The following is a 2,858-nucleotide window of genomic DNA, read 5'->3' as shown; positions in this document are numbered from 1 at the left end:
CGGTTCAGGATGACCACTCAAAGCGATCAAAGGTAAAAGCGCCGTCCAGCACCCCAACCCCGTTTCCAGGAGAGCGCCGCTGACAAACAGAGATCTAGGCGACACCCACGAAAGGGTCAAGACAGAAATTGCAGTTTTGTGATGGTTCCGTGCAAAACCCGGTAAAACCGGGGTTTTGCGGTGGCTTGAACAGCGGTCGCGTCCGATCGAGAACGGGTCCGGATGCGCCGACTCCGACAGCGTTGTCCGAATCAGGCCGGCCGATCGCTCAGCTGGAGCTGATATAGTCGCGCAGCGCGGAGGCTTCGGCTTCGATCCCGTCGATGCGGTGCTTCACCAGGTCACCGATCGAAACGAAGCCGACCATATGGTCGCCGTCGACGACCGGAAGATGGCGGATCCGGCGCCGCGTCATCAACGACAGCGCCACCAGGATCGGCATGTCCGACGTCACGGTGATCGCCGGCGCAGTCATGACATCACCCGCCGTCCGTTCGATCAGCGCCGCGCCCTCGGCCGCCAGCCGGTAGACGATATCGCGTTCGGACAGGATCCCGGCCACCTGATCACCGGTCATGACCGGAACTGCGCCGATGCGGTGCTCGGCAAGCAACCGTACAACGTCGGCTACCGCGGTTCCGGTCTGGACCGACATGACCGTTCCGTCACGGCCACGCAGGATTTTCGCGATTGTCATTGTCAATGCCTCCTCTTCCCATGACGGCACCATCGGCGTCCGCCGGCTTGATGATGCGCCCGGCTTCGGCATAAGGCCACAGGCTACGCGCATCTGCGCGACCCGTATGGACGAAGGATGCCGCCATGGACGATCGCCGCAACCGGCTGTCCGATCCTGATTATGCCGCCTTCGCCTGGGGACGATACCGCCGCGTCATGCGCTGGATGCTGCTGTTCGCCGCGGCCGCGATCGTGGTCGCGCTGCTCTACCTGAAATTGTCGGGTGCACCGTTGACGCTTCACCTGATGATCGCCACCGCGGCCGGCGTCGGCGGCACGGTCCTGCTCGGCACCGCGCTGATGGGGCTGGTATTTCTGAGTTCCGGCAGCGGGCACGACGCCGACGCCGCCACGCATGAGGAAGAACCATGACATCCACGCCCGAACCCGTCCTGCGGGTGGTACCCGGCCCCGGTGACATCAACGCCAACGGTCATATCTTCGGCGGCTGGGTACTGAGTCAGATGGATATCGCCGCGGGCATCGTGGCCGGCCGAACCGCGGACGGCGCGGTCGCGACCGTCGCGATCGATGCGATGGCGTTTCTGCAGCCGATCCTCCTGCTGGACATCATCTCGGTCTATGCGGTGGTGGCGCATCGTGGCCGCACGTCCATGAAGATCCGGATCGAGGTGATCGCCAGTCGGGATCGCGGCCGGCGTCAGGTGAAGGTGACCGAAGGCATGTTCACCTTCGTCGCGCTCGACGAGAATCACCGGCCACGCCCCCTGCCGACGGAATAGCCATGGCCTGGGCACTGCTGATCCTGGGCGGCCTGTTCGAGGTTGGGTTCACCACCTGCCTGCGGTTCGTCGCCGGTTTCCGCAGCCTGCCCTGGACGTTGGGGTTCCTGGCGTCCGTCGGCATGTCGATGACGTTGCTGGAGATCGCCGCGCGCAGCATTCCGATGGGTACCGCCTATGCCATCTGGGGCGGGATCGGCGCGCTTGGCACCGTGATCGTCGGGATGATCTGGTTCGGCGAACCGGTCACGCCCTTGCGGATCGCGCTGATCCTGGCCGTGGTGGCGTGCATCGCCGGGCTCAAGCTGAGCGCGGGGTAACTGTCGCACGGTCGGGTCCACCGGCCCGTGCGACAGTTCCTCAAGCCTGGTTCAGGCCCGGGTTCAGGCCTGATTCGCCTTGTCGGTTTCGCGGCGGAGATGCTTGGCAGGCTCCTGGCCCGTCGACTTGGCGACCTTGGCGGCTTCGATCGCTTCGACGATGATGCGCTTGGCTTCGGCCGTATCGCCCCACTGGCCGACGCGGACCCACTTCTTCTTCTCCAAATCCTTGTAATGGGTGAAGAAATGCTCGATCTGCTGCATCACGATCTCGGGCATGTCCGAGCTTTCGCTGATCTTGCTGTAATAAGGAAAGGTCGCATCGACCGGCACCGTCAGCAGCTTCTCGTCGCCGCCGGCTTCGTCTTCCAGCTTCAACACCGCGATCGGACGCACGCGCACTACCGATCCCGGAATGAACGGCGACCGCGCGACCACCAATGCATCCAGCGGATCGCCATCGGGCGACAGCGTGTGGGGTACGAAGCCATAATTGGCCGGATACCGCATCGGCGTATGCAGGATGCGATCGACGAAGAGCGCGCCCGACTTCTTGTCGAACTCATACTTCACCGGCTCGCCCCCGACGGGCACCTCGATGATGACGTTGAGGCTGTGCGGCGGATCATCGCCGATCGGAATATATTCGATGTTCATGCCGCGGGGATATCGTGCCGCCTGCCGACGCTCAAGGGTGATTTTCCTGTACGGTGCGGCCTACCCCCGCGACCGGTGCGGATCGTCGGACGTTGCCGTCGGTGGCGCATGCGACCGCGACCGCATCGACAATGGTTTCCCGCGGCCACGATCCGTTCTAGGACGCCGGCCGACCATGACCAAGATCGCGACCCCCCGCCCCATCCGCGGCACCCAGGACATGCTGGGCGACACCGCCGAGCGTTTTCACCATGTCGTCGCTGCGTTCGACCGCGTCCGCCGGCTCTACGGGTTTCGTCGGGTGGAGATTCCCGTGTTCGAATCCACGGCGGTCTTCGCGCGGTCGCTGGGGGAAACCACTGACGTCGTGTCGAAGGAAATGTATTCCTTCGAGGATCGT

The 2,858-nt window shown here is 64.0% G+C and carries 5 protein-coding genes and 1 pseudogene; 4 read left to right on the top strand and 2 right to left on the bottom strand.

Annotated features, from left to right (window positions below; all coding sequences use genetic code 11):
* Nucleotides 1-268 precede the first annotated feature (268 nt).
* Complete coding sequence (locus VF649_RS01225) at nucleotides 269-697, bottom strand: CBS domain-containing protein (RefSeq protein ID WP_331010135.1); 429 nt, start codon at nucleotides 695-697, stop codon at nucleotides 269-271.
* Nucleotides 698-822: 125 nt separating this feature from the next.
* Between VF649_RS01225 and VF649_RS01220 the strand changes: the two genes are divergently transcribed.
* The 3 genes from VF649_RS01220 to VF649_RS01210 are packed head-to-tail and all read left to right on the top strand — an operon-like array spanning nucleotide 823 to nucleotide 1,801.
* Nucleotides 823-1,110, top strand: a complete 288-nt coding sequence (locus tag VF649_RS01220) for a hypothetical protein (RefSeq protein WP_331010134.1) — start codon at nucleotides 823-825, stop codon at nucleotides 1,108-1,110.
* Nucleotides 1,107-1,481, top strand: coding sequence for an acyl-CoA thioesterase (locus VF649_RS01215; protein WP_331010133.1), 375 nt, complete (start codon nucleotides 1,107-1,109; stop codon nucleotides 1,479-1,481). The genes VF649_RS01220 and VF649_RS01215 overlap by 4 nt, the downstream gene beginning before the upstream one ends.
* Nucleotides 1,482-1,483: 2 nt before the next feature.
* Nucleotides 1,484-1,801: a multidrug efflux SMR transporter gene (locus tag VF649_RS01210; RefSeq protein WP_331010132.1), complete on the top strand. Its 318-nt coding sequence runs from the start codon at nucleotides 1,484-1,486 to the stop codon at nucleotides 1,799-1,801.
* Nucleotides 1,802-1,864: 63 nt separating this feature from the next.
* On the opposite strand, the gene ppa is transcribed toward VF649_RS01210, so the two are convergent.
* Nucleotides 1,865-2,458, bottom strand: a complete 594-nt coding sequence (gene ppa, locus VF649_RS01205) for an inorganic diphosphatase (RefSeq protein WP_331010131.1) — start codon at nucleotides 2,456-2,458, stop codon at nucleotides 1,865-1,867.
* Nucleotides 2,459-2,633: 175 nt separating this feature from the next.
* Between ppa and VF649_RS01200 the strand changes: the two are divergent.
* Nucleotides 2,634-2,858, top strand: a pseudogene (locus VF649_RS01200) (histidine--tRNA ligase); the annotation flags it as partial.

The organism is Sphingomonas sp. (assembly GCF_036387535.1).
In the GTDB taxonomy this organism is placed as follows: Bacteria; Pseudomonadota; Alphaproteobacteria; order Sphingomonadales; family Sphingomonadaceae; genus Sphingomonas_R.
The sequence above is the reverse complement of the archived record's forward strand: the minus strand, read 5'-3'. Positions and strand labels throughout refer to the sequence as shown.